Origin of the sequence: uncultured Mailhella sp. (assembly GCF_963931295.1) — a bacterium.
GTDB lineage: Bacteria > Desulfobacterota > Desulfovibrionia > Desulfovibrionales > Desulfovibrionaceae > Mailhella.
Genome location: NZ_OZ007001.1, coordinates 925,989 through 949,656, shown reverse-complemented (window position 1 = coordinate 949,656; position 23,668 = coordinate 925,989). Strand labels below are relative to the sequence as shown.

General features: G+C 61.8%; 23 protein-coding genes and 1 tRNA gene. 15 read left to right on the top strand and 9 right to left on the bottom strand.

Features of this window, described 5'->3' with window-relative positions; genetic code table 11:
• Positions 1 to 102 precede the first annotated feature (102 nt).
• From ABGT79_RS03775 to ABGT79_RS03715, 13 genes are all read left to right on the top strand, one after another.
• The gene (locus ABGT79_RS03775; protein WP_346665076.1) at positions 103 to 690 is read left to right on the top strand and encodes an urease accessory protein UreE; all 588 of its coding nucleotides are present in this window, start codon (positions 103 to 105) and stop codon (positions 688 to 690) included.
• 9 nt (positions 691 to 699) lie between these two features.
• Positions 700 to 1,473, top strand: a complete 774-nt coding sequence (locus ABGT79_RS03770) for an urease accessory UreF family protein (RefSeq protein ID WP_346665075.1) — start codon at positions 700 to 702, stop codon at positions 1,471 to 1,473.
• 14 nt (positions 1,474 to 1,487) lie between these two features.
• Entirely contained in the window at positions 1,488 to 2,159 is a 672-nt protein-coding gene (gene ureG / locus ABGT79_RS03765) for an urease accessory protein UreG (protein WP_346665074.1), read from the top strand.
• A complete protein-coding gene (locus tag ABGT79_RS03760; protein ID WP_346665073.1) occupies positions 2,152 to 3,147 on the top strand; it encodes an urease accessory protein UreD in 996 nt (331 codons plus the stop codon). Before ureG ends, ABGT79_RS03760 begins: the two co-directional genes overlap by 8 nt.
• A gap of 32 nt (positions 3,148 to 3,179) precedes the next feature.
• The gene (gene yut, locus ABGT79_RS03755; RefSeq protein ID WP_346665072.1) at positions 3,180 to 4,175 is read left to right on the top strand and encodes an urea transporter; all 996 of its coding nucleotides are present in this window, start codon (positions 3,180 to 3,182) and stop codon (positions 4,173 to 4,175) included.
• Between the two features lie 12 nt (positions 4,176 to 4,187).
• A complete protein-coding gene (locus ABGT79_RS03750; RefSeq protein ID WP_346665071.1) occupies positions 4,188 to 5,402 on the top strand; it encodes an ammonium transporter in 1,215 nt (404 codons plus the stop codon).
• Positions 5,403 to 5,533: 131 nt separating this feature from the next.
• A complete protein-coding gene (gene crcB / locus ABGT79_RS03745) occupies positions 5,534 to 5,893 on the top strand; it encodes a fluoride efflux transporter CrcB (RefSeq protein WP_346665070.1) in 360 nt (119 codons plus the stop codon).
• A gap of 118 nt (positions 5,894 to 6,011) precedes the next feature.
• Positions 6,012 to 6,413, top strand: a complete 402-nt coding sequence (gene crcB / locus ABGT79_RS03740; protein ID WP_346665069.1) for a fluoride efflux transporter CrcB — start codon at positions 6,012 to 6,014, stop codon at positions 6,411 to 6,413.
• On the top strand, positions 6,410 to 6,685 hold the full coding sequence (locus tag ABGT79_RS03735; RefSeq protein WP_346665068.1) for a GIY-YIG nuclease family protein: 276 nt from the start codon (positions 6,410 to 6,412) through the stop codon (positions 6,683 to 6,685). Before crcB (ABGT79_RS03740) ends, ABGT79_RS03735 begins: the two co-directional genes overlap by 4 nt.
• 270 nt (positions 6,686 to 6,955) lie before the next feature.
• Positions 6,956 to 8,182, top strand: coding sequence for a translocation protein TolB (locus ABGT79_RS03730; protein WP_346666647.1), 1,227 nt, complete (start codon positions 6,956 to 6,958; stop codon positions 8,180 to 8,182).
• A 171-nt stretch (positions 8,183 to 8,353) separates the two neighbouring features.
• Positions 8,354 to 8,842 carry a peptidoglycan-associated lipoprotein Pal gene (gene pal, locus ABGT79_RS03725; protein ID WP_346665067.1) on the top strand — a complete coding sequence of 163 codons (489 nt, stop codon included), beginning with the start codon at positions 8,354 to 8,356 and terminating at the stop codon, positions 8,840 to 8,842.
• A gap of 56 nt (positions 8,843 to 8,898) precedes the next feature.
• A tRNA-Pro gene (locus ABGT79_RS03720) sits at positions 8,899 to 8,973 on the top strand.
• 591 nt (positions 8,974 to 9,564) lie between these two features.
• Entirely contained in the window at positions 9,565 to 10,032 is a 468-nt protein-coding gene (locus ABGT79_RS03715; RefSeq protein WP_346665066.1) for a universal stress protein, read from the top strand.
• A 1,263-nt stretch (positions 10,033 to 11,295) separates the two neighbouring features.
• On the opposite strand, the gene ABGT79_RS03710 is transcribed toward ABGT79_RS03715, so the two are convergent.
• The 5 genes from ABGT79_RS03710 to rpsL all read right to left on the bottom strand — a co-directional run bounded on the left by ABGT79_RS03710 (position 11,296) and on the right by rpsL (position 15,460).
• Positions 11,296 to 11,706, bottom strand: a complete 411-nt coding sequence (locus ABGT79_RS03710; RefSeq protein ID WP_346665065.1) for an OsmC family protein — start codon at positions 11,704 to 11,706, stop codon at positions 11,296 to 11,298.
• 86 nt (positions 11,707 to 11,792) lie between these two features.
• A complete protein-coding gene (locus ABGT79_RS03705; protein WP_346665064.1) occupies positions 11,793 to 12,377 on the bottom strand; it encodes a sugar O-acetyltransferase in 585 nt (194 codons plus the stop codon).
• Positions 12,378 to 12,454: 77 nt separating this feature from the next.
• Entirely contained in the window at positions 12,455 to 14,530 is a 2,076-nt protein-coding gene (gene fusA, locus ABGT79_RS03700) for an elongation factor G (protein ID WP_346665063.1), read from the bottom strand.
• 6 nt (positions 14,531 to 14,536) lie between these two features.
• On the bottom strand, positions 14,537 to 15,007 hold the full coding sequence (gene rpsG, locus ABGT79_RS03695) for a 30S ribosomal protein S7 (RefSeq protein WP_294445329.1): 471 nt from the start codon (positions 15,005 to 15,007) through the stop codon (positions 14,537 to 14,539).
• A gap of 78 nt (positions 15,008 to 15,085) precedes the next feature.
• Positions 15,086 to 15,460 carry a 30S ribosomal protein S12 gene (gene rpsL / locus ABGT79_RS03690; protein WP_077073592.1) on the bottom strand — a complete coding sequence of 125 codons (375 nt, stop codon included), beginning with the start codon at positions 15,458 to 15,460 and terminating at the stop codon, positions 15,086 to 15,088.
• Between the two features lie 687 nt (positions 15,461 to 16,147).
• Here rpsL and hypD point away from each other — a divergent pair.
• Together hypD and trpB are read left to right on the top strand one after the other, a co-directional pair.
• A complete protein-coding gene (hypD, locus tag ABGT79_RS03685; protein ID WP_346665062.1) occupies positions 16,148 to 17,248 on the top strand; it encodes a hydrogenase formation protein HypD in 1,101 nt (366 codons plus the stop codon).
• Between the two features lie 244 nt (positions 17,249 to 17,492).
• The gene (trpB, locus tag ABGT79_RS03680; protein ID WP_346665061.1) at positions 17,493 to 18,707 is read left to right on the top strand and encodes a tryptophan synthase subunit beta; all 1,215 of its coding nucleotides are present in this window, start codon (positions 17,493 to 17,495) and stop codon (positions 18,705 to 18,707) included.
• Positions 18,708 to 18,901: 194 nt separating this feature from the next.
• Here the strand turns inward: trpB and ABGT79_RS03675 are convergent, their stop codons facing one another.
• From ABGT79_RS03675 to ABGT79_RS03660, 4 genes are read right to left on the bottom strand one after another with little or no spacing between them, the layout of a single operon-like run.
• On the bottom strand, positions 18,902 to 20,155 hold the full coding sequence (locus tag ABGT79_RS03675) for a TRAP transporter large permease (RefSeq protein WP_346665060.1): 1,254 nt from the start codon (positions 20,153 to 20,155) through the stop codon (positions 18,902 to 18,904).
• A 9-nt stretch (positions 20,156 to 20,164) separates the two neighbouring features.
• On the bottom strand, positions 20,165 to 20,686 hold the full coding sequence (locus tag ABGT79_RS03670) for a TRAP transporter small permease subunit (protein ID WP_346665059.1): 522 nt from the start codon (positions 20,684 to 20,686) through the stop codon (positions 20,165 to 20,167).
• Between the two features lie 58 nt (positions 20,687 to 20,744).
• Positions 20,745 to 22,001 carry a TRAP transporter substrate-binding protein gene (locus tag ABGT79_RS03665; protein WP_346665058.1) on the bottom strand — a complete coding sequence of 419 codons (1,257 nt, stop codon included), beginning with the start codon at positions 21,999 to 22,001 and terminating at the stop codon, positions 20,745 to 20,747.
• A 33-nt stretch (positions 22,002 to 22,034) separates the two neighbouring features.
• Positions 22,035 to 23,663, bottom strand: coding sequence for an amidohydrolase (locus tag ABGT79_RS03660; RefSeq protein WP_346665057.1), 1,629 nt, complete (start codon positions 23,661 to 23,663; stop codon positions 22,035 to 22,037).
• Between the last annotated feature and the right edge of the window lie 5 nt (positions 23,664 to 23,668).

Sequence of the window (23,668 nt, the reverse complement as noted above, 5' to 3'; positions counted from 1 at the left end):
AAGGCCCGGCAACATCCGGCCGGACGGCGGAGAAATTCCAGCGTCCGGCCGGACGCGCCCGGAGAACAGAGGGTCGGCAACGGCCCGGTTACGGAAAACGCTATGGGGGCATTTGTGGAAATCATTGAAAAGGTACTGGGCAACAGGGCCGACGCGGACTGGGCCGGACGGCTTCGCGACGCGAACATCGACTATCTGGAACTCTCCCAGTGGGACGCGCAGAAGAATCGGCTGCGCAAGGAAACGCTCGGTGGGCGCGTCATGGCCGTGGCGCTGGAGCGCGGAGAGTCCCTGCGCGACGGCGACGTGCTGGACTGGGATGAAAAGCAGCGCTGCGCCGTGGTGTGCCGCATACGCCTCTGCCCGGTGATGGCCGTGGATCTCTCCGGTCTTGCCGCGTTCGGCGAGGAGGATGCCGTTTCCTGCGCGGTGAAGCTCGGCCACGCGCTCGGGAATCAGCACTGGCCCGCCGTGGTGAAGAAGGGCGTGGTCTATGTTCCCATGACGGCGGATGAAAAGGTCATGAGCGCCGTCATGGACACGCACGCCATTGCCGGCGTGACCTACGCCTTTCTTTCCGGAGAGAGCGTGTACGAAGCGCTTTCCGGCGAGGAGGCGCGGCTGTTGTTCGGCGGCGCGGAGAGTCCGCTTTCCGGGCACGAGCATCATCACGGACATCATCATTCCTGAGGAAACGGGGTGAGCGCGGTGGACATTCTTTCTCTTGTGCATCTCATGCAGTTCGGCGACTCCATGCTGCCCACGGGCGCGTTTGCCTTTTCCGGGGCTCTGGAGGCGGCGGCGCAGACGGGCGTGGTGCGCGACGCGCGCACGCTTCAGCAGTACGTGGTGTCGGCGCTCAGACAGGCGTCCACGGGCGACGCGGTGGGCCTCGCCTTTGCCCTGCGCGCGCTGTGCGACGACGCGGCAAGCGCGGGAGCGCCGGTAAGCGACGCCGCTCTGGCGAGGCTCGGCGTGATCGACCTTGCCCTGTACCGCCGCAAGCTGCCCGAGGAATTCAGGGACATGATGACGAAAACAGGGCTCAAGCTGGCCCAGCTCGGCGCGGAAACCACGAAGTCGCCGCTGCTTTCGCGCTGGCTTTCCCGGATAACCACGGGCTGCACGCCCGGTTCCTACCCCGTGTCGCTGGCGGCGCTCTTTGCCGCCACGGCCTTTGCCGACGCGCCCCTGCGCGGTGCGGACGGCGCGGAAACGCAGGCCGTGCTTGAGGAAGGGCTCACCGTTTATTTCTACGGCGTGGCCATGGGACTGCTGAACGCGGCGCTGCGCCTCATGCGCGTGACGCATCTGGAAACGCAGGCCGTGCTGTACCGCAGTTCGGAGCTGTTCGAACCGCTGTGCGCGCGGGCGCTGGCCACCCCGCTTGACCGCATGACGGGCTATGCCCCCATGACGGAAATTCTTTCCGCCGTCCATGCCGGGGCGCGGGTTCGTCTTTTTATGAGCTGAAGAGGAGAGACTCCATGAAAAAAATTACCCGTATCGGCGTCGGCGGCCCGGTGGGCTCGGGCAAGACGGCCGTCATCGAGGCCGTGGTGCCCGTGCTCATGAAGCGCGGCGTGCGCCCGCTCATCATCACCAACGACGTGGTGACCACCGAAGACGCCAAGCACGTGCAGCGCGAACTTGCCGGAGTGCTCGACGCCGAACGCATCGTGGGCGTGGAAACGGGCGCCTGCCCGCACACCGCCATCCGCGAGGATCCCAGCATGAACCTCGCCGCCGTGGAGGAGCTGGAGAGACGCTTTCCCGACAGCGATGTGGTGTTCATCGAAAGCGGCGGCGACAATCTTACGCTGACGTTCAGTCCGGCGCTGGCCGACTTCTTCATCTACGTCATCGACGTGGCCGCCGGGGACAAGATTCCGCGCAAGAGCGGCCCGGGCGTGTGCCATTCCGACATTCTGGTCATCAACAAGGAAGACCTTGCGCCGTACGTGGGCGCGAGTCTGGAAGTCATGGACCGCGATTCCCGCCTCATGCGCGGCGATCGTCCCTTCATCTTCACGAACTGCATGACCGGTCACAACATCGACGTGCTGGCCGACTGGATCATGCGCGACGCTCTCTTCGATCTGCCGGACCGTCCGGCGCAGGAGACGTCCGGCGCGGCGAACGAGGCGGCCCATGCGTGAGATAAGCTGCGTCGATACCGGCGCGCCTGCGCCCGACTGTTCGAGCTTTCAGGCGGCGCGGCAGGCGCTTGCGGACATGGATCGCAGCGCGGCGGAGCTTGATCCGTACCGCGACGAGCCGCCGCAGATGAAGAGCGGCTCCGTGGGCAAGCTGGGCTATCTGCGTCTGGACTTTCGCCGCGACGAGAATCTCGGCCGCACCGTGCTGGCCGATCTGGACCGCCGCGCGCCCATGATCGCACAGAAGGCGCTGTACTGGGAGGAGTCGCAGCCGGACATGGCCTGCGTGATCACCATCACGTCCACGGGCTGCGTGGTGCAGGGCGACCGCATGGCGCTGGATGTTCACGCGCGCCGAAACTCACGCGCGCTCGTGACCACGCAGAGCGCCACGAAGGTTCACGTCATGGATCACAATCACGCCTGCCAGCTTCAGCGTTTCCATCTGGAGGAAGGGAGCTGGCTGGAATACGTGCCCGATCCGCTCATTCTTCACCGCCATTCGCGCTATGTGCAGGATACCTGGGTCACGCTGCCGGAATCGGCCTGCTTTCTCTACGGGGAAATGCTGGTTCCGGGCAGGCGCTGGCATCACCGGGAGGAGCTTTTCGGCTTTGATCTCTACTCGGCGGGCTTTCACGTCTGCCGCAGCGACGACGAGGCTCCGCTTTTCGAGGAGCGTCTCGTGCTGGAGCCGGACGGAACGAACTTCTGCAGCGCCGCGGTCATGGACGGTTTCGAGGTGTTCGGAAGCATGTTTGCGCTGGTTCCCGAAACGCTTGCGGACGCTCTTGTGCGCGACGCCGGCGCGGCCGTGACCGACGATCTTGCCTGGGGCGCGCTTCGTCTGCCGGAACACGCCGGAGCGGCGTTCAGGGTGCTCGGGCACGGCGTGGAGAGCGTGCGCAGGAAAATGAGGGAATTCCATTCGCTGGTGCGGGAAAGGGCGCTCGGCAGGCCGCTGCCGCCCGACTTTCTCTGGCGCTGACGGAATACGCGGAAACAAGGAGGTGGCGGACAATGACGGCCAACGGATGCGTCGCCGGGCAGGGAAGCTGTCCGGCGGTTTCGGTGCTCGGAACGCTGTTGCGCGGAGCCGGGCAGGTGATGTTTCAGAACTCCCCGTGGACGGGACTGCTCTTTCTCTGCGGCATTGCCTGGGGCGCGTGGAATGCGGGCAGACCGGAAATATTCTTCGGCGCGCTTCTGGGCCTTGCCGCGGGCACGGCGACGGGCTGCCTGCTCGGCGCTCCCCGCAGTGACGTGCGTGCGGGCCTGCACGGCTACAACGGCATTCTCGTGGGCTGCGCGCTGCCCGTGTTTCTGGAAGGCGGAGCCGTGTGCTGGCTGCTCATTGCGCTCGGAGCCATGTTTTCCACCGTCATCATGCTGGCGGTGTCGCGGGTGTTCGCCTCGTGGAAGGTCTCGGCCATGACGGGGCCGTTCGTGTTCGCCACCTGGTTCATTCTTCTGGCGTCCTACAGCTTTGCGGGCTTCGACGCCGTCGCGCTGCCGCATCCGGCGCTGCCCGCGCTTCCGCACGACGCCGTGTCGCTCTTCAGCGCGGAAGCCTTCTTCATTTCCAGTCTTGTCGGCGTCTCCCAGGTCTTTCTCATCAACGACCCCGTGACGGGAGCGCTGTTTCTGATCGGTCTGGCCCTCTCTTCGCCTTCCGCCGCGCTGTTCGGCTGGGGCGGCTCGCTCGCAGCCATGACCGCGGCGCTGCTGCTCGGGGCGGACGGCGCGTCCGTGGGCGCGGGCCTCTATCAGTTCAGCGCCGTGCTCACGGCCATAGGCATGGGCACGACCTTCTATCGGCCCGGCGGAAGGGTGATTCTCTACACTCTTCTGGCCACGGTGTTCACCGTGGTGGCGCAGGGCGCGCTCAACGCGGCGCTCGCGCCTCTCGGCATTCCCACGCTCACCTTTCCCTTCGTCGTCGCCGCGTGGCTCTTTCTGCTGCCGCACGTCGTTCTTGCCGGAACGAGAGGCGGCGACGACTCACCTTCAGCCTGACGGGAGTCTTTCATGTACACAGTCGATTCGGGAGATACCGCGTTCATTCTGCTCTGTACGGCGCTGGTCTGCCTCATGACTCCGGGTCTCGCCTTCTTCTACGGCGGACTCGTGCGGCGCAAGAACGTGCTCACCATCATGATGCAGAGTTTCATTTCCATGGGCGTCATCGCCGTCATCTGGATCTTCGGCGGCTTCAGTCTGGCCTTCGGACCGGACGTCGGCGGCGTCATCGGCGACATCACCTATCACTTTGCTCTGGACAAGGTGGGAGCCGCGCCGAGCTCCGACTACGCCACCACGGTTCCCTTCCTGCTGTTCTTCGCCTATCAGCTCATGTTCGCCATCATCACGCCCGCGCTCATCACGGGCGCCTTTGCCGGACGATTCAATTTTCGCGGCTACCTGCAGTTTCTCGTGCTGTGGATGATCTTCGTCTATATTCCGGCCTGTCACTGGATCTGGGGCGGCGGATTCCTGGCCGGACTCGGCGTGGTGGACTTTGCCGGCGGCATAGTGGTGCATGTGAACGCCGGTTTTGCGGCGCTCGCCACCGTGTTCTTTCTCGGTCGCCGCGACGACGTGGCTCCGGGGTCGCATCCCGAGCCCAACAATCTGCCGCTCGTGGCCGTGGGCGCGGGTCTGCTGTGGTTCGGCTGGTTCGGCTTCAATGCGGGCGGAGCCTACGCCGGCGACGGACTCGCCGCCTACGCCTTCACCAACACCACCATAGCCGGTTCCATCGCCATGCTGGTGTGGATGTTCCTCGACTGGCACGGCGCGAAGCGTCCTTCCTTCTCCGGCGTGCTGGTGGGCGCGGTGGCCGGCCTTGCCACCATCACCCCCTGCGCGGGCTACGTGTCCCCGTGGGCGGCCATCATCATCGGCGCGGCCGGAGCCGTGGTGTGCTACTACGCCAAGTGCGTGCAGGCCAGACTGCATTTCGACGACGCGCTGGAAGTCTGGCGCGCCCACGGCATGGGCGGTCTCACCGGATCGCTCCTTGTCGGCGTGTTTGCGTCCACGGCCATCAACACCGTGCATGCAGGCGTGGAACAGTTCTTCCTCCAGCTTCTGGGCATCGTGGTTGTGGCCGCATGGTCGTTCGGCGCGACCTGGGTCATCCTCAAGGTCATCAGCCATTTCGGCCCCATCCGCGTGAGCTACGAGCAGGAACTTGAAGGTCTCGACGAGGCCCTGCACGGCGAATCGGCCTACCGGCTTTGATCGAAGGCGCGGCGCGTCCCTGCGGCGCGTCGCCTTCCGGTCGGCGCAGGCTTCGGTCGGAGTTATTGGGCATGGAATCGGGTTGACAATTCGGCATAAAGTTCGGATGCTCTGCCCTCTGGAGTGAATCAATGGATGCAGTTCTCTTTGTTGCGGCGGGCGGCGCGCTCGGCGCGTTGTGCCGCTATTTCACGGGCATGGCGGCAGCGGCCGTGTTCGGGCCCTTCTTTCCCGTGGGCACGCTCATCGTCAATATCGTCGGCTGCTTCGTCATCGGCAGCGTGTACGCTTCCCAGCCTTCCGGGCTGCTCGGGGAATTCATTCTTCAGGGCTTCTGCGGCGCGCTCACCACGTTTTCCACCTTTTCTCTGGACAGTTTCCGGCTTTTTCAGCAGGGCTGTGCGCTCAGAGCTGCCGCCAACGTGCTTTTGAACATGGTGCTCGGGCTCGGAGCCGCGGCGCTCGGTCTGTCGCTCTTCAGCGTGGCGTAGCCGCGGAAGCGGACGGAAATCCGGCTCGCGGCGTCTTTCCCGCGGAGGAGAGAAGGAAACGGGCGGTCGGAGACACGCGGAACATCAACAACAATCCGATGAACGCAGGAAAAGAAACATGTCGCAGTTTGCAAGACAGGTGACGGCGGTGCTGTTCGGCGGCGCGCTCGGCGCAGTGTGCCGCGTGGAGGCGGGCAGAGCCGTCATGAGCGTTGTGGGCGGAGTTTTTCCTCTGGGCATACTTTGCGTCAACATGCTGGGTTCGTTTCTGTTGGGGCTGCTCATGGGCGCGGCCTCGCGGACGAAGCACGGCTATCCCACGGCAACGGCCTTTCTGGCCACCGGATTTTTCGGCGGGTTCACCACGTTTTCTTCGTTTGCCCTTGATACGGTCACGCTCTGGGGAGCGGGGCACGCCGCGTTTGCCGTGCTCAACGTGGGTCTGAACGCCGCGCTCTGCATCGTGCTTGCGGGCCTCGGCTGGACGATTGCCGCGCCCCGGAGGGAGAACAAGGCGTGAGAACCTGGAGCGTGTACCTTCTGCGCTGCGCCGACGGCACGCTGTACTGCGGCGCGAGCGTGGACGTGGCGCGCCGCGTGGCCATGCACAACGGTCTCCTTGCCGGAGGGGCGAAGTACACCCGGGGGCGTCGGCCGGTGACGCTGCTGGCCTGCACAGGCGGCATGACGCGGCAGGAGGCGCTTTGCCTTGAGCGAACGGTGAAACGGCTGCCCCGGGCGCGGAAGCAGGACGCGCTGCTTGGAGCCTGTTCTTCGGAGAACAGGACGTGAGGCCTCTTTTTCGGAAGAGGCCTTTTTCATGCCGTTTTCGCAGCCGCCTGTTTTGTCTGCGGAAAAGGCGCAGAGAGCGCCTCCGCGCACTTGACCGCAAAGACGCGCGGGAATATGCTCTAGCCTCCCTCAAAAGCAGCGCAAAGGCTGCTTCAGAAATTTATTCAAGGGTGTCATATGCGTAAAATCCTTCATCTTTTCCATAGCGTCCGCGTGGCGGCGCTTCTGGTGCTTGCTCTGGCGTTCGCCGTGCAGTGCCAGGCCGCAACCATGGTGGACATCTACGGCCCCGGTCAGAATCAGATCAAGCTGTCCATGGCGTCTCCGCTTACCGCTCCCGGTCAGCGCGCCACGGCGCTGGGCTCGGAACTGAACGACGCCATTGTGGCCGACCTCAATTTTCTGCCGTTCATGCAGCTCATTCCTTCCTCGGCCGTGCTCGGCGGCACGGTGCTCACCGCCTGGCAGGGAGCCGACGTGGATTTCCGCCGCTTTCAGATTGCTGGCGCCGATCTTCTGGTCACGGCGCACTGGCCTTCCGGCGACAGGGAAAATTCCACTGTGGAACTGCGCGTATTTGAAACCTATTCGGGCAAATTCGTGTTCGGCAACGCCTATTCCGGCGTGACCCACGCCGAAGTGCCCAACGTGGCCGACCGCTTCTGCGACGACCTCATGGCCGCCCTCACCGGCGCGCGCGGCTTCTTCAGCAGCTCCCTCGCCTTCGTGAAGGGCAACGGCAAAAAGCGCGACGTGTGGGTGGTGCGCGCCACCGGCCGCGATCTGCGTCAGGTCACCAACATTCCCGGCTCCGCCATGTCTCCTTCGTGGTCGCCCGATGGCCGCTACGTGGTCTTCAGTCATCTCGACGACAGCACCCACGCCCTCGGCGTGTGGGATCGCCTGAACAACACGGTCAAGCGCGTGCGCTTCCCTGGCAATACCGTCATCGGTCCCTGCTTTTTGCCGGACAACCGCGTGGCCGTGAGCCTTTCCACCGGTCATTATCCCGACATCTTCCTGCTGAACCGTCAGTTCAAGCGCGAGCGTCCGCTGGAACAGAGCGCGGCCATCAACGTGTCGCCTTCCTTCGACGCCTCCGGCACCAAGATGGCGTTCACCTCCAGCCGTCTCGGCAGCCCGCAGGTCTTCCTGAAGGACTTCTCCACCGGATCCGTGACCCGCGTGAGCATGGACGGCTCCTACAACTCCGAGCCCTGCATCAGCCCCGACGGCACGCTCATCGCCTACACCAAGGCCACGCCTTCGGGCTTCCGCATCTTTGTTCATGACATGATGACAGGTTCGGATCAGCAGATTTCCTTCGGGCCCGGCAGAGACGAACAGCCCGCCTTCGCCCCCGACAGCTATTTTGTGGCGTTTACTTCCACCAGAAGCGGCACTTCCCAGATTTATCTGACCACCCGCCACGGCGGCGAGGCCAAGCATGTGCCTACGGGACCGGGCAATGCCTCGTTCCCGAGCTGGGGAAAGTAAAATATTTTAAATTTATGGGCGAAATCCCCCCCTTGCGAGCTTGACATCCCCAAGGGCGAGGGTAATATGCCGTTCTGCCCGATAAGTGCAGTTTTCTTTCTTCGCTCGATGATAAGAGGGAACGAGCGGGGAGAGAGAAATATTATGACTTAACTCTCAGGAGGAGTTATCATGAAGTCTCTGAAGTCTTTTGGCCTGGTTATGGTTCTCGCTCTGGCTCTCGGCATGGGCGCCGGCTGCGCTAAGAAGAACGCTGAAGTGGAAAACGTGGAACCCGCTCCCGTGGCTTCCTCTTCTTCCGCCCTTGACGCTGCTGCTCAGCAGATCACCGACGGTGTCGTGTACTTCGATTTCGACAAGTATGACATCAAGGCTGAATATCGCGACATGCTGCAGCAGAAGGCTGAACTCATGAAGCAGTATCCTTCCATCCGCGTGCGCATTGAAGGCAACTGCGACGAACGCGGCACCCAGGAATACAACCTCGCCCTCGGCGAACGTCGTGCCCGCGCTGCCTATGAATACATGATCCGCCTCGGCGTGCCTGCCGACCAGCTCGACATCATCTCCTACGGCAAGGAACGTCCCGCCGTTGAAGGTACCGGTGAAGCTGTGTGGGCCAAGAACCGTCGTGACGAATTCAACGTCATCGCCCGCTAGTTTCAGCTGATTTTCGGCTGCCCTGTGTCCTCTACAGGGCAGCCGTTTTTTATTTTCGGGGCGTGGCGCAGGGGTAGCGCGTCTGCTTTGGGAGCAGAAAGTCGCTGGTTCAAATCCAGTCGCCCCGACCATTTCGGAGTTGTGACCGTGTGTCGCGACTCTTTTTTTATTTGTCGGCAGACGCGATGGCGTCGTGTCGAATCCTGCGGAAGGGGAGCGTCTGTCGCCCTCTTCTGTGCGTTTTGGAGCGAGAGGGCATACGGTAGTCATGAGTCTGGAAGCCGCGGTGCCGTTTTGCCGGAAGCGAGAGGGCAAGCAGCGGCATTGTCTCGGATGCAGGCCTGGGAAATGTTCGACAACAGAAGGCTCTCGCCTGTTTTACAGGAAATTTTCTGCTCCGTGCAGAGAATGGCAGGTCGGACTTGTCGAAAAATCCGAGCTTGACGTGCGACGGCCGGCCTGAAGTCAGCAAGTACTGCTGCGGCGTCCTGCGGCGGCGGGGCTGAAAAACGAAGGCTGCGCAGCTCTTCGCGGCCAGGAAAGAAAAATTTTTTTCAGGCTTGTTCTCTCCCGACGCGAATTGCGGCAGAACGACGGGCGCGAAAATGAGGTCTGTCGTTCCGGCATGTTTTTTTTTACATCTGCTTGACAACGGATTCCCTATTACGGAAAAGTAGAGCGTGACGAAGCATTATTCCGCTCATCAAAAACAGGAGGATATCATGTCTGTTTTTTCTAATATTGTCTGCTGCATCAGCCTTTCCGAAAACCCTGACGACGTGGCGCAGTACGTCAACGACATCACCCGTCAGAACGAAGCCAAGCTGATTCTCGTTCACGTGACCGCCGACAACGAAGCCATTCTGCGTCGCACCGGAAGCAAGAACATGGTGGAAAAGCTCATCGAAGAAAGCCGCAAGGCCAACGAAGAGGCGTTCACCGAGTATGTGAGCAAGCACTTCGCCGGTCTCGACACCACCATCGTGCTGACCGAAGGCAAGGTGGAAGAGGAACTGCTCAAGGTCATCGACAAGTACTGCGCCGATCTCATTGTCATCGGCAGCATGTCCACCAAGGGCCTGTTCGGTTCTCTGTTCAACAAGCCTTCCGAAAGCATCATCGGCAAGACCCGCATTCCCGTCATGGTGATCCCCAACGATCTCAGCCTGGAATGCACGCCTGAATTCTAATCGGCGTTTTATTGCAGTGCAAAGGCCCGTCTGCATCAGCAGGCGGGCCTTTTGCGTATGGAGATGCAGCGGGACGAAAGCATGTCGGTTGCAGTCGGAACGAATGCCCGGGGGCAAAGGGGAAGGGATGCAGTCGGAAGGCGGACGCGGAGTGAGGGCGCAAGGCAAAGGCGGGAAGGCGCACGAAGCCTGCGGGAGCTCGGCGTCGTCGGGCGGAATATTTGGGAGCCTGCTCTTTACGGGGATGAGGGGGCATGAGGAACCAGGGGAAAAAGGCGGCATGCGCAGGCCGTGCCGGGAGAAGGATGATACCGGGGAGCGGATTGACCTTTGCGTCGTCGCGTCCAGAGAGCGCGGCCGGAAAGATCGCGCGACGGCAGAAGGGGCGGCAGGAGAAAATGAGCGTGGAAGAAAGAAGGGGGAGGAGTGCCGAGGCCTCGAAAGCTGGGATGAGGAAGAGAGGGCGTGTGGCGCGTCCGCTCTGCGGGGACGAATCGAGATCGTGAGAGAAAGGGGCGATAAAAAAGCGGCACGAGCGCGGAGGAGAAACGTTGGTGCGGACAAAAGCGGCCTTGTCAGAGCAGGAGGCACATCCATGGCGCGGCATCAGCCAGAAAAGTACGGGAGCGACGACAGGAGAGCGGCAGACGTGCGGGGAGAAACGTCTGCGAAGTCACGCTTTCGGCGCAAGGGATAGCATCCCTTCATAGCGGAGCCAACAGCTCGCGCAGTCAGAAGCGATGTTTCCGTCGTGCGCAGGACAAGGCTGCGCAATCTCGGAGAGATTTTGTCTTTTCATGCGATGGAGGCGCAAAAATATTTTGGCGGCAGTGAACCGGCAAATGCATTTTTCTGAAAAGGCGCGCAGAGCTCCGGAACTGCACAGAGAACCGAAGTTGTTCAGAGTCGGGCCGCGCGGATCTTCTGCATTGAGGCGGAGCCTTTGCATCTGAACTCGCCTGCAAGCGCCGAGTCGTGATCCTCGGCAGTGTTTGCAGGGGCATCATTCGAGTCGCAGTGCGGGAAGGAAGACGGCAAGGCGGGGACGAAGTGCGGACGACGGATAAAGGACGACGGGACTCGGTGAGAACGGCGAATGCCCGCTGGAAAAGAGGCGGAAAAGTCGTGCACGACAGGCAGAGCAGCATGATGACGCGGGGGAGACTCACGTCGCGAAAAGTCCGGCGTCTGCCGGGCGAAGGATAAAAAACGGCCTGCGCATGTTGACGCAGGCCGCAGTATCGCCGCAGAGGCGGCGCATAATCAGTGCTTCCAGCGGAAAACGAATTCCTGTTCCACGTCAGGATGCAGGCTCAGATGCACGGGGCAGCTGTGCGCGCAGTGCTCGATGGCGGCCTTCTGGCGATCGGTGTATTCACGGTCGGGCATGTCGAACACGACTTCTATTTTGCCGATGCGGCGGGGATTGGCGCTCATGACCTTGGTGATGGAAATTTCCGTGCCGGTCACGTCCACGTCGTGCTGTTTGGCGTAAATGCCGATGATGGTCATGGCGCAGGCGGCCAGAGCCGTGGAGCACAGATCGGTGGGGGAAAAGGCCTCGCCCTTGCCCTGATTGTCCACGGGGGCGTCGGTGACGATGGTGGTTCCGCTGGCAAGATGCGTGCATTCGACGCGCAGGTCGCCGAGATATTTGGCTTTCATGTTGGCCATGAGCGAACTCCTTTGCTTGGTGCGGGACGCCGGAGCGTCCGACAGCTGCGGTTGATTTGGAGCAAGCAATAGCGGCATACGCGCGTTTAGTCAACGCTGCGGCCTGAAACGGGACTCTTTTCAATGGGGCGCAGCACGCGGCAGGGATTGCCCGCCGCCACCACTCGCGCGGGAATGCTGTGCGTGACCACGCTGCCTGCGCCGATGACGGCTCCGTCGCCGATGTTGACGCCCGGCAGAACGGTGACGTGTCCGCCGAACCATACGTCGTCGCCCACGGTGACGGGTTTTGCCCATTCCACGCCTGCGGCGCGCTCCCGGGCGTCCAGCGGATGCACGGCGGTGTAGATGCCGCACTGCGGCCCGATGAAGCAGTTTTTCCCGAAGGTGACGGGGGCGCAGTCGAGCACCACGAGTCCGTAGTTGGCAAAGAAGTTTTCGCCAAGCTCGATGTTGAAGCCGTAATCACAGCGAAAGCCGGGCTCTATGAGGAAGTTTTCTCCCGTGCGGCCGAGAATGCGTCTGAGTTTTTCCCTGCGCTCTTCCAGCTTTGAAGGAAGAATGGAGTCGCACAGAACGCAGGCGTCCACGCAGGCGCGGTGCAGATGTATGAGCTCTTCATCCAGCACGCTGTAGGGGAGGCCGGCGATCATTTTTTCCCGTTCTGTCATGTCGTTCTCCGCAAAAGAGAAGGCCGGAGCTTGCGCCCCGGCCTTCGAGTTCTTTGGCCTGTCAGGGAAATCCCTGCTTATTTCTTCTTGGCTACCAGTTCTTCAGAAATGCTGGCCGGCACTTTTTCGTAGTGGTCGAACTGCATGCTGAAGGTGGCGCGGCCCTGAGTGCGGGAGCGCAGGTCGGTAGCGTAGCCGAACATTTCGGACAGCGGCACGAAGCAGCTGATAACCTGGGCGCCGGCGCGGGCTTCCATGGCCTGCACCTTGCCGCGACGACCGTTGAGGTCGCCCATGACGTCGCCGAGGTAGTCTTCGGGAGTCACCACTTCCACGCTCATGATGGGTTCCAGCAGCACGGGGCTGGCCTTGCGCATGGCGTCCTTGATGGCCATGGAGCCGGTCACGTAGAAGGCCTGTTCGGAGGAGTCCACTTCGTGGTAGGAACCGAACACGAGGTTGACCTTCACGTCGACGGCGGGATAGCCGGCAAGCACGCCGCTCTTCAGGGCGTCCTGAATACCCTTGTCGATGGCGGGGATGTATTCCTTGGGAATGACGCCGCCGGTGATGGAGTTGATGAACTCGTAGCCCTTGCCAGGATTCGGCTCGATCTCGATGACGGCGTGACCGTACTGACCGCGACCGCCGGACTGCTTGGCGTACTTGGTGTCGGACTTGGAGGGTTTGGTGATGGTTTCGCGATACGCCACCTGAGGCTTGCCCACGTTGGCGTTCACGTTGAATTCACGGGTGAGGCGGTCGACGATGATGTCGAGGTGCAGCTCGCCCATGCCGGCGATGAGGGTCTGACCGGTTTCCTCGTCGCCCGTCACGCGGAAGGAAGGATCTTCCTTGGAGAGCTTGTTGAGGGCGGCGGACAGAGCGTCGCGGTCGGCCTTGGTCTTGGGTTCGATGGCGACCTGGATGACGGGATCCGGGATGTCCAGGGATTCCAGAACCACGGGAGCGTCGTCGTGGCAGAGGGTGTCGCCGGTGGAGACGTTCTTGAGGCCCACGAGAGCGACGATGTCGCCGGCGCCGGCCCACTTGATTTCTTCACGCTTGTTGGCGTGCATGCGCACGATACGGCCGATGCGTTCGGTCTTGCCGGAGGTGGAGTTCAGCACGGACATGCCGGGTTCCACATAGCCGGAGTACACGCGGAAGAAGGAGAGGTGGCCGATGTAGGGGTCGGCGGCCAGCTTGAACACGAGGCCGGCCAGAGGAGCCTTGTCGTCGGCGGGGCAGGCCACTTCTTCGCCGGTGTTGGGATTCGTGCCCTTCATCTGCTCGATGTCGAGCGGAGAAGGCAGGTAGTCCACGATGGCGTCGAGCAGGGGCTGCACGCCCACGTTGCGGAAGGCGGTGCCGCACAGCACGGGCACGATGGTCTGGGCGATGGTGGCCTTGCGGATGCAGTAACGCAGATCCTCTTCGGAAAGCGTACCTTCTTCGAGGTACTTTTCCATCATGGCTTCGTCTTCTTCGGCCACGGCTTCCATCATTTCCAGGCGCTTTTCCTCATAGAGATCCATGAGGTCGGCGGGAATTTCCTCTTCCCAGAACTTGGAGCCCTTGCTGTCCTTGTCGAACATGATGGCCTTGCCCTTGATGAGGTCCACCACGCCGCGGAATTCGTCTTCGTGGCCGATGGGCAGCTGCAGCATGACGGGGTTGGCCTTCAGACGATCATGGATGGTCTGCACGGAATGGAAGAAGTCGGCGCCGATTCTGTCCATCTTGTTGATGAAGCAGATGCGGGGCACGTTGTAGCGGTTGGCCTGACGCCACACCGTTTCAGACTGGGGTTCCACGCCGTTCACGCCGTCGAACACGGCCACGGCACCGTCGAGCACGCGCAGGGAACGTTCCACTTCAATGGTGAAGTCCACGTGTCCGGGGGTGTCGATGATGTTGATGGTGCGGCCCTTCCACTGGCAGTGGGTGGCGGCGGAAGTGATGGTGATGCCGCGTTCCTTTTCCTGTTCCATCCAGTCCATGGTGGACTCGCCTTCGTGCGTTTCACCAATCTTGTGGTTCACGCCGGTGTAGAAAAGGATGCGTTCGGTGGTCGTCGTCTTGCCGGCGTCAATATGGGCCATGATGCCGATATTGCGCAGATCCTTGATTTCAAAGGTACGGTTCGACATGGCGGCCTACCAGCGGAAATGAGCGAAAGCCTTGTTGGCTTCGGCCATGCGGTGGGTGTCTTCCTTCTTCTTCACGGAACCACCACGGTTGTTGAAGGCGTCGATGAGTTCGGCGGAGAGCTTGGCGATCATGCCCTTTTCGCCGCGGGCGCGGGAATAGGTGATGAGCCAGCGCAGAGCCAGGGAGATCTGGCGTTCGGGACGCACTTCGACGGGCACCTGATAGTTGGCGCCGCCGACGCGACGGGACTTGACTTCAACGTGGGGCTTCACGTTTTCCACAGCCTTCTCGAAAGCGTGCAGAGCGTCTTCACCGGTCTTTTCGCCGAGGATTTCAAGCGAACGGTAGAAGATGGTTTCCGCGGGGCCCTTCTTGCCGTCGTACATGAGACGGTTCACGAAGCGGGCCACGAGGCGGCTGTTGTAAATAGGATCGGGCAAGATTTCCCTTTTTGCAATGGGACCTTTGCGGGGCATGGTGATTCCTCCGTAAACAAGTTGGAATGGCCTTCAGAACCACTGAGAGACCATAAAAATGGAGCGTTCGCTCTAGGATCAGTTCTTGGGACGCTTGGCGCCGTACTTGGAACGACGCTGACGGCGATCCTGCACGCCGGAGGTGTCCAGGGTACCACGAACGATGTGGTAACGGACACCGGGAAGGTCCTTCACACGGCCGCCGCGGATCATCACGACGGAGTGTTCCTGAAGGTTGTGGCCTTCGCCGGGGATGTAAGCCGAAACTTCGATGCCGTTGGTCAGGCGCACACGGGCGACCTTACGAAGAGCGGAGTTAGGCTTCTTGGGGGTGGTGGTGTACACGCGGGTGCACACGCCGCGGCGCTGGGGGCATTCCTGCAGGGCCGGGGTCTTCTTTCTCTTCACCACCTTCTTCCGTTCGATACGGATAAGCTGCTGAATAGTAGGCATGTGTTCCTCCAAAATAAAAACACAAAGTTAGGCCAAAGAACGATATCAAATATCTTTGAATGATTAATTTGTCAAGAAATTTTCTCCGGGCTTTTCTGCGCCGCGCGTTTTCGGCGGGCGGATTGTTTTCACGGGGCGGGCGATCTCGTCTCTCCCGCCGACGGAGTCCGAAAAAGCGACGAATCGCCTTTGCCGGGGAAGAAGGATGCGGCGCGCATTCATGATTTTTTGCGGTCTCGGGAAAGGATGCGGGCTTTCGCGTGTCTTGCATGACCGTAGGCGGAGGCGACTTCGTTTACCGTTTCGTCGGGGCGGAGGAGGGGCGGTGTCTCCTTCGTTTTTCGGCCCGGCAGAACGGAGAGGCAGAAGTTCGGACTTTTCCGTTGCCGACGGGGAAGGGCGGCCATCTCCCGCGTCGTGCCGTTCGGCGACGTCCTTGGTGGCTGCATCGCGCGGGGCGGCAGCGTCGGCGAAGTGTGCGGCATGCAGGCGGCGCTCTGGGAGGAGGGCGGAGCGATCTGCCCGCTGCGCGCGGGCTTTTCGGAGGGCCCCCGCAGGCGTGCAACCTTTTTCGGCGCAATGCGTTTCTGCGGTGCAGCGGGGGAGCGACGGCGAGGCTCCCTGTCCCGTTGACAGGGCGGACGCTCGCGTTTACCCCAGAGAGAAATGAAGTTTTCAGGAGGCCGCATGGATATTTCTTCCTCGTTTCACGATCCGGCGCTGTGCCGCGCCCTGCTTGACCGGCTCTCGGAAGAGCTCGACGCCCTGGGCAGAGGCGTGCGCTTCATGGAAGTGTGCGGCACGCATACGGTGTCCATTTTCCGCAGCGGTCTCCGTTCCCTGCTGCCCGCGGGGCTGGAGCATCTTTCCGGCCCGGGCTGTCCGGTCTGCGTCACGCACGACTCCGAGGTGGCGGCTTTCATCCGCGCCGCGGAAAAGCCGAACGTCATCGTGGCCACGTTCGGCGATCTTCTGCGCGTGCCCGGGCCCGACGGCCGCTCCCTCAAGCACGCCATGGCCGAGGGCGCGCGCGTGCAGGTGGTCTATTCGCCGCTCGACGCCGTGAAGCTTGCGGCTGATCATCCCGGCGACACGGTGGTGTTTCCGGCCGTGGGCTTTGAAACCACGGCCCCCGTCATTGCCGGAGCGCTGATGAGCGCCCGCAGCATGGGGCTTTCCAATTTCTGCATCATTCCGTGCAACAAGCTGGTGCCTCCGGCCATGCGTGCCCTGCTGGAAAAAGACGACGCGCACCGCATCGACGCCTTTCTTCTGCCCGGTCACGTGGCCGTGGTGCTGGGACTTGCGCCTTTTGAATTTCTGGCGAAGGAGTTCGGCAGACCTTCCGTGGTGGGCGGATTCGAGCCTGCCGACATTCTTTCCGCGCTCTGCCTCATGCTCGACATGCTGCGCCGCGGCCGCCCGGAAGTGGGCAACACCTACGTGCGCGCCGTGAGCCCCGAAGGCAGTCCGCAGGCAAGGCGCGTCATGGACACGGTGTTCCGCGTGGCGGACGCCCGCTGGCGCGGCCTCGGCGACATTCCGAAAAGCGGTCTCGCCCTGCGCGACGAGTGGAGCGAATTTAACGCCCTGGAACGACTCGGCATCGAACTCGGCGAAACGGGGCACATTCCCGGCTGCCGCTGCGGCGACATCCTTCGCGGGGCGCTCTCGCCGGATCAGTGTCCGCTGTTCGGCAAGGTGTGTACGCCGCAGAATCCCACCGGCCCGTGCATGGTTTCCACCGAGGGAAGCTGCGCGGCCTGGTATCGCTACCGCGGCGCGTAGAGAACACGTTTGCGCGAAGAAGGTCGGCGACCCCTTGACGCGGGCGCGTTTTTTCGCTAAGGATGAACCCATGAACACGAACGCTTCCAGAACTTTTACCGGCATGTGGTGGTGGCCCTGCTAAAGGGGCCGGGTTCTGGAGTATTATCAGAAGTAAAATATGAGAACCGCGGTCGGAGTAACGGCCGCGGTTTTTTATAGCCGGAAGAGGAAAGGCCGTACTCCGCGACAGAAGGAGTAAGTCATGAGCGTTTCCGAATCCAGCAAGACTTGTGCCCAGGCTTTTGAAACCGGTTTCTTCGGCCCCTACGGCGGTCAGTTCGTTCCCGAGTCCCTCAAGAAGGTGCTGGACGAAGTCAACGACGCCTTCATTAAATATCGCGACGATCCCGAATTCAAGGCTGAGCTCGCCGATCTGTTCACCCACTACTGCGGGCGTCCTTCGCCCATCTTCCACTGCCGCAATCTGAGCCGCGAACTCGGCGGCGCGCAGATCTATCTGAAGCGCGAAGACCTGAACCATCTCGGCGCGCACAAGATCAACAATACCCTCGGTCAGGTGCTGCTTGCCAAGCGCATGGGCAAAAAACGCCTGGTGGCGGAAACCGGCGCCGGCCAGCACGGCGTGGCCACGGCCGCCACGGCCGCGCTCTTCGGCATGGAGTGCGTCGTGTACATGGGCGAGGAGGACATGCATCGGCAGGCCCTCAACGTGTTCCGCATGCGCATGATGGGCGCCGAAGTGCGTCCGGCCATGAGCGGTCAGCGCACCCTCAAGGAGGCCGTGGACGAGGCGCTCGACTGCTTCGTCAACGATCCGAGCATGTTCTATGTGCTCGGTTCCGCCGTGGGCCCGCATCCCTACCCCGTCATGGTGCGTCATTTCCAGTCCATCATCGGCCGCGAGGCCCGCGCCCAGAGCATTGAGCAGATTGGGCGGCTTCCCGACTACGCCGTGGCGTGCGTGGGCGGCGGCTCCAACTCCATCGGCATGTTCGCGGGCTTCCTCGACGACGCGGAAGTCAAGCTCGTGGGCGTGGAACCCGGCGGCAAGGGCATGGGCTACGGCCAGCACGCCGCGAGCCTCTGCAAGGGCACGCCCGGCATTCTGCACGGCTTCAACGGCTACCTGCTTCAGGACGAGAACGGCGGAGTGGCTCCGGTGTATTCCATTTCCGCAGGTCTCGACTATCCCGGCGTGGGCCCGGAACACTGCCAGCTCAAGGACTCCGGCCGCGCCGAATACGTGACCGTAACCGACGAAGAGGCCGTGAACGCGTTCCTCACGCTGTCGCGCAAGGAAGGCATCATTCCCGCGCTGGAATCCTCTCACGCCTTGGCCCATGCCATGCGCCTGGCTCCCACCCTGGACAAGGACAAGATCATCATGGTCTGCCTCTCCGGCCGCGGCGACAAGGACGTGACCCAGATTGCCGAACTTCTGAAGGGCAAAATGTAGAAATTTTGTTTGAATAGAAAACAGGGGGCGATGCCGCAGGGCGTCGCCCCTTTGTCGTATAGGAAGGCACGAATGGGTGGGCAATGTCCAGCGAGGCCGGAAGTCTGGATCGTTGAGCCGTCGCGCCCTGACATGCGCAAAAAAGGCGGAGCGAGCTGGTCGTTCCGCCTTTTGCGTTCAGATTTGAGGAAAGGCTACAGCATGAACAGGGAGAGCGAGGGGATGAAGGCAATGCTGAACCATACCGCGAGCAGGGCAAACAGGTAGTGCGGCACGTATTTCAGCAATCGGTTGTAGGGAATGTCCGTGACGGTGCTGACGACGAAGAGGTTCAGACCGAAGGGAGGCGTGATGAAGCCGATGGCCGTGCCCACAAGAACGACCATGGCGAACTGGATGGGATTGATGCCCGCGGCCGCGGCCACGGGGGCCAGAATGGGAGCGAAGATGGTTACCACGGGCACCGATTCGAGCACCATGCCCGCGATGAAGATGATGCCCATGGAGCAGAGCAGAACGCCCATATAGCCCATGCCGCCGAATACCTCGTTCATGACCCTGGCGATGCCGAGAGCGGAGAGCACCTGCTGCATGGCCATGGAAACGGCCACGAGGGGAGCGACCATGCCCACCATCTTGCCGGAGTTGAACAGCACTTCCGGCAGCTGACGCAGACTGAGTTCGCGGGTGATGAGCAGGCCGGCGAAGAAGCAGAAGCCCACGCACATGGCGGCCGATTCGGTGGGCGAGAAAGCGCCGCTGGAAATGCCGTACATGATGACGAAGATGGCGATGAAGCCGAGATAGGCCTGGCATCCGGTTTTGATCACGCGGGTGGGACTGAAGGAGATAAGGGTGCCCCATTTGTTTTTCCATGCCATGAAGAAGCACACGGCCATCATGCCGAAGATCATGAGCAGACCGGGCACGACGCCCGCGGTGAACAGATCGTTGATGGAAAGGTTGGTCAGAAATCCGTAGGTGATGAACAGGATGGAGGGCGGAATGATGATGCCCACGGTGCCGCCGGCGGCGATGGTGACGGCGGAGAATTCCTTGTTGTAGCCGTCGTCCTTCATCTGGGGATACATGATGGCGCCGATGGTGGCGGCGGTGGCGGCGTTGGAGCCGGAAATGGCGGCAAAGGCGCCGCACGCGCCGAGGGTGGCCATGCCGAAGCCGCCGCGCATCCAGCCGAGGCAGGCGTGGGCGAAGGCGGTGAGCTTGCGGGCGATGCCTGCGGCGTTGATGAGGTCGCCGGTGAGGATGAACAGAGGCATGGCGAGCAGTGCGAAGGCGTTGAGTCCCTCAAACAGCGTGACGCCGAAGTTGGAAAGCGGCATGTCGATGACGAGGCTCACGCCGACGGACCAGAGGCCGATGACCAGCAGCACGGGGGAGCCGATGAGAAAGAGAAGCACACAGGCAAGGCTGATGAGCGCAATCATGATGTCCCCCTAAACAGTGGCCTTGCGGCTTTTTTGCGAGCGTATTGTGGAAAGGAAGTTCCGCGTGTCCTGAACGAGATTCTGGGTGACGCGGTAGAGAATCAGCGCCCAGCCGAGCGGCGTGACGGCGATGAAGTACCAGGTCATGATTTCCGTGCCCAGCACCATGGAAAAGTTGTCGCGGTTGATCTGCACCTGTTCAATAGTCACCCAGATGACCACGACGGAAAGAACAACCCATGCGAGATAGTCTATGACTTCACACAGATATTTCATTCTCGGCCCCATGGAGGCGCGCAGGGCCTCAAAACGCAGATGGGAACGCACCTTGGCATTGTAGGAGGCGCCTATCCACGCGAGAATGAGGAAGAGATAAATGGGAATCTGCACGCTCCAGGCGGCCTGGGAATTGAAAAGAAAACGTTTGGTGACTTCCTCGAAGATGATGGCGGCCATCATGAAGTAGGAAATAATGATGATGATCCGTTCGATGTTGTCATCCAGATATTTGAGCACGCGTTTGATGTTCATACGCTCTTTGTTCTCCGTGACGGCCTTCCCGGCGGGCGGGAAGGCCGCGTCTTAGGGACTAGTTCTTCCACCAGCGGCGGGGTTCCACCGTATCGGCGCGCATATCGACGGGAATTTCGCGCGCAACGTTGTAGATTTCCGTATAGACGTCGATGTCGCCGGCCATCTTGTTGAGGCGTTCGCGCCAGGTTTCCCAGGGCTTGGGGTTGGTCTTGGGCGAGGCCATCTCTTCGCACTTCTTCTTTTCTTCGGCGCTGAAGAGGGAAACGCGCACGCCGCCCTTGGCGAATTCCGTGCCTTCCACAGGGGGCATGGTGGCGCCCGTGAAGTTCACCATGGTGGCTTCGTTGAGGCCCTGGATGTAGGACTGCGTATAGTAGGCCGATTCCATGACCATTTCCTGAGACTGTGCGTCCAGCTTGTCGAAGACCTTGGCGGACATGGCGGTGTGCATGGTTCCGGGGAAGAATTCCAGACCCACCATCTGGGAGGTGACGCCCACCATGTTGGCCATGGGAATGGCGTTGGCGATGCTCTCCTGACCGTCGATGAGGCCCTGACGCAGGGCGTCGTAGGTTTCTTCCCAGGCCACGGGCACGGGGTTGAGACCGAGCAGCTTCATGGTGATGATGCCGAGCTGCGTGCCGGTGGAGCGGTTCTTGGTGCCCTGCAGCTGATCAATGGAGGTGATGAGGGGAGCGTCCTTGAACTTGAGGCCCATGAACAGGTTGCGCATTTCCACGCCGGAGAACAGGAAGTGAATGCCGTGACGCTTGCGGAGAGGCTCGCGCAGCAGACGGTTGCTGGCGGGAGAGTAGAGGAAATGATAGATGGAGGCGCGGCTCGGGAACATGTAGGCGAAGTCGAGCACGTTGTAGTAGGGGGCGGAGCCGGAAGCGTTCTGCGTGGCGCCGCCGAAGATGTCGATGATGCCCTGCTGGCACTTGGACACGCCGTTGGCTTCCGTGGAGATCTGGTTCGCGCCGATGTATTCGATGCGGATGGCGCCGTCGGAACGTTCTTCCAGATCGCGGCAGAAGTCGAGGAAGCCGATGCGGTTCATGAGCAGCATTCTGGCGTCCTTGTCGGCGCCGCCGAACTTCAGATTGTACTTGGCGGGCGTCTTGAAGCGCTTTTCATAGACGCTGTTGGCGGCCTTCGCCAGGCGGGGAGCCGTGATGACGCCGGCCATGGCCGCGGCGGCCAGAACGGTGGAGGTGACACCGAACATGCTGGAAATTTTCATGAAGTCTCTGCGGGAAACCTGCATGCGCTGTCTGATGTCCTGAGATTCGACGTCCTTGTTCCGGTTCATGGTAACTCCTTGGATGGGTGGGGTTGAGGGCTGTCAGCCCTGATATGCGTCACGACCGCCGACGATGGTTGTCAGCACCTTGATGTCCTTGATCTCTTCGCCGGGCACGCTCAGAGGATTGCGGTCAAGAACGACAAAGTCGGCATACTTGCCGGGTCTGATGGAGCCTTTGCAGTGTTCTTCAAAGTTGAGGAAGGCGGCGTCTATGGTGACGGCCTTGAGAGCGCGCCACGCACTGAGCGCCTGATGGCGTCCGCGCACGGTTCCGGCGCGGGAGGTGCGCGTGACGGCAAGACCTACCTGCACCAGCGGATCAACGGGCAGGATGGGGCTGTCGGTGTGAAGGTTGAAGCGAAGTCCCAGGCGGGCGGCGTCGCCCAGCGGACAGAAGTTTTCTACGCGTTCCCTGCCGACTTCCTGTTCGTGAATGTGATCCCAGTAGTAGAGGGGCGCGGTGAAGAAGCAGGGATACACGCCCGCCATGACCATGCGCATGAGCTGCTTCTGCGTGGCGTACTGGGAATGGATGATGAGATGCCGGGCGTCGGGGCGGGGGGCCAGGCGCTGAAGGTTTTCGTAGGCGGTGAGCACGGTTTCTATGCCCGCGTCGCCGTTGGCGTGGATGGCTATCTGCCAGCCTCTGAGATGCATGGGCAGAATGAGTCGCGTGAGGGCTTCGGGCGTGTAGAGGTATTCGCCGTAGAAGTCGCCTTCGCCTTCGCGCTTCAGGGTGTAGGGGCGGCTGAAGTAGCCGGTGTGGGCGCGCGGATCGCCGTCGGCCCACAGCTTGGCCGCGCCGAGCGTGACCATGCCGCAGCCTGAAAGATCGGTTCCTGCCCGGCATACGGGGTAGGGATCCAGCTTTTCCAGACAGTTGGCGCGCACGAAGAGCACGGCGCGCAGGGGCAGGGAGCCGTCGCGGGCGCAGTCGAGGAAAAGTTTGGTCACTTCATAGCCCATTTCCGCGTCCATGGGCGAGAAGGCCGGGCCGCCCTGTGCCGTGGTGATGCCGGCGGCCGCGTACACGCGGCTTTCGGCAAGCAGCGCCTGCTTCATCTCTTCGCGCGAGTAGGGCGGAATGAGACGACGCACAAGCGTCTGTGCCGGAATGCCTTCCAGAACGCCGTTGGGCGTGCCGTCGGGATAGCGGCCGATGATGCCGCCGGCGGGATCGGGCGTGTCGCGGGTGATGCCGGCCAGGGCCAGCGCGCGGGAGTTCACGTAGCCGGTGTGTCCGCTCACATGGCGCATGAAAATGGGATACTGCGTGGATACTTCGTCCAGTTCCCGGGCGGTGGGAAAGCGTTTGCCTTCCATGAACTGCTCGTCGAAGCTGTGCCCGATGATCCATTCGTTGGGGCGATCTTCCGCAGCTTTTTTCCGCAGCCTGTTCAGCAGTTCCGTCATGGTGGTCACGGCCAGATCCGCGCCGAACAGACGGTTCATGCCGCCGGAGGGAAAGTGACTGTGGCCGTCGATGAAGCCGGGAAGCAGGGTGTGCCCCTGAAGATCGCGTATCTGCGCGTCGGGCATGGCGGATTTCATGTCGGCCAGCGAGCCCGCGCCCGCGATCAGTCCGCCGTCGACGGCAACGGCTTCCGCAAAGGGAACGGCGTCATCCATGGTGAGGATGTTTCCGTTGGTGAAAATGTATCTGGACATGGTCC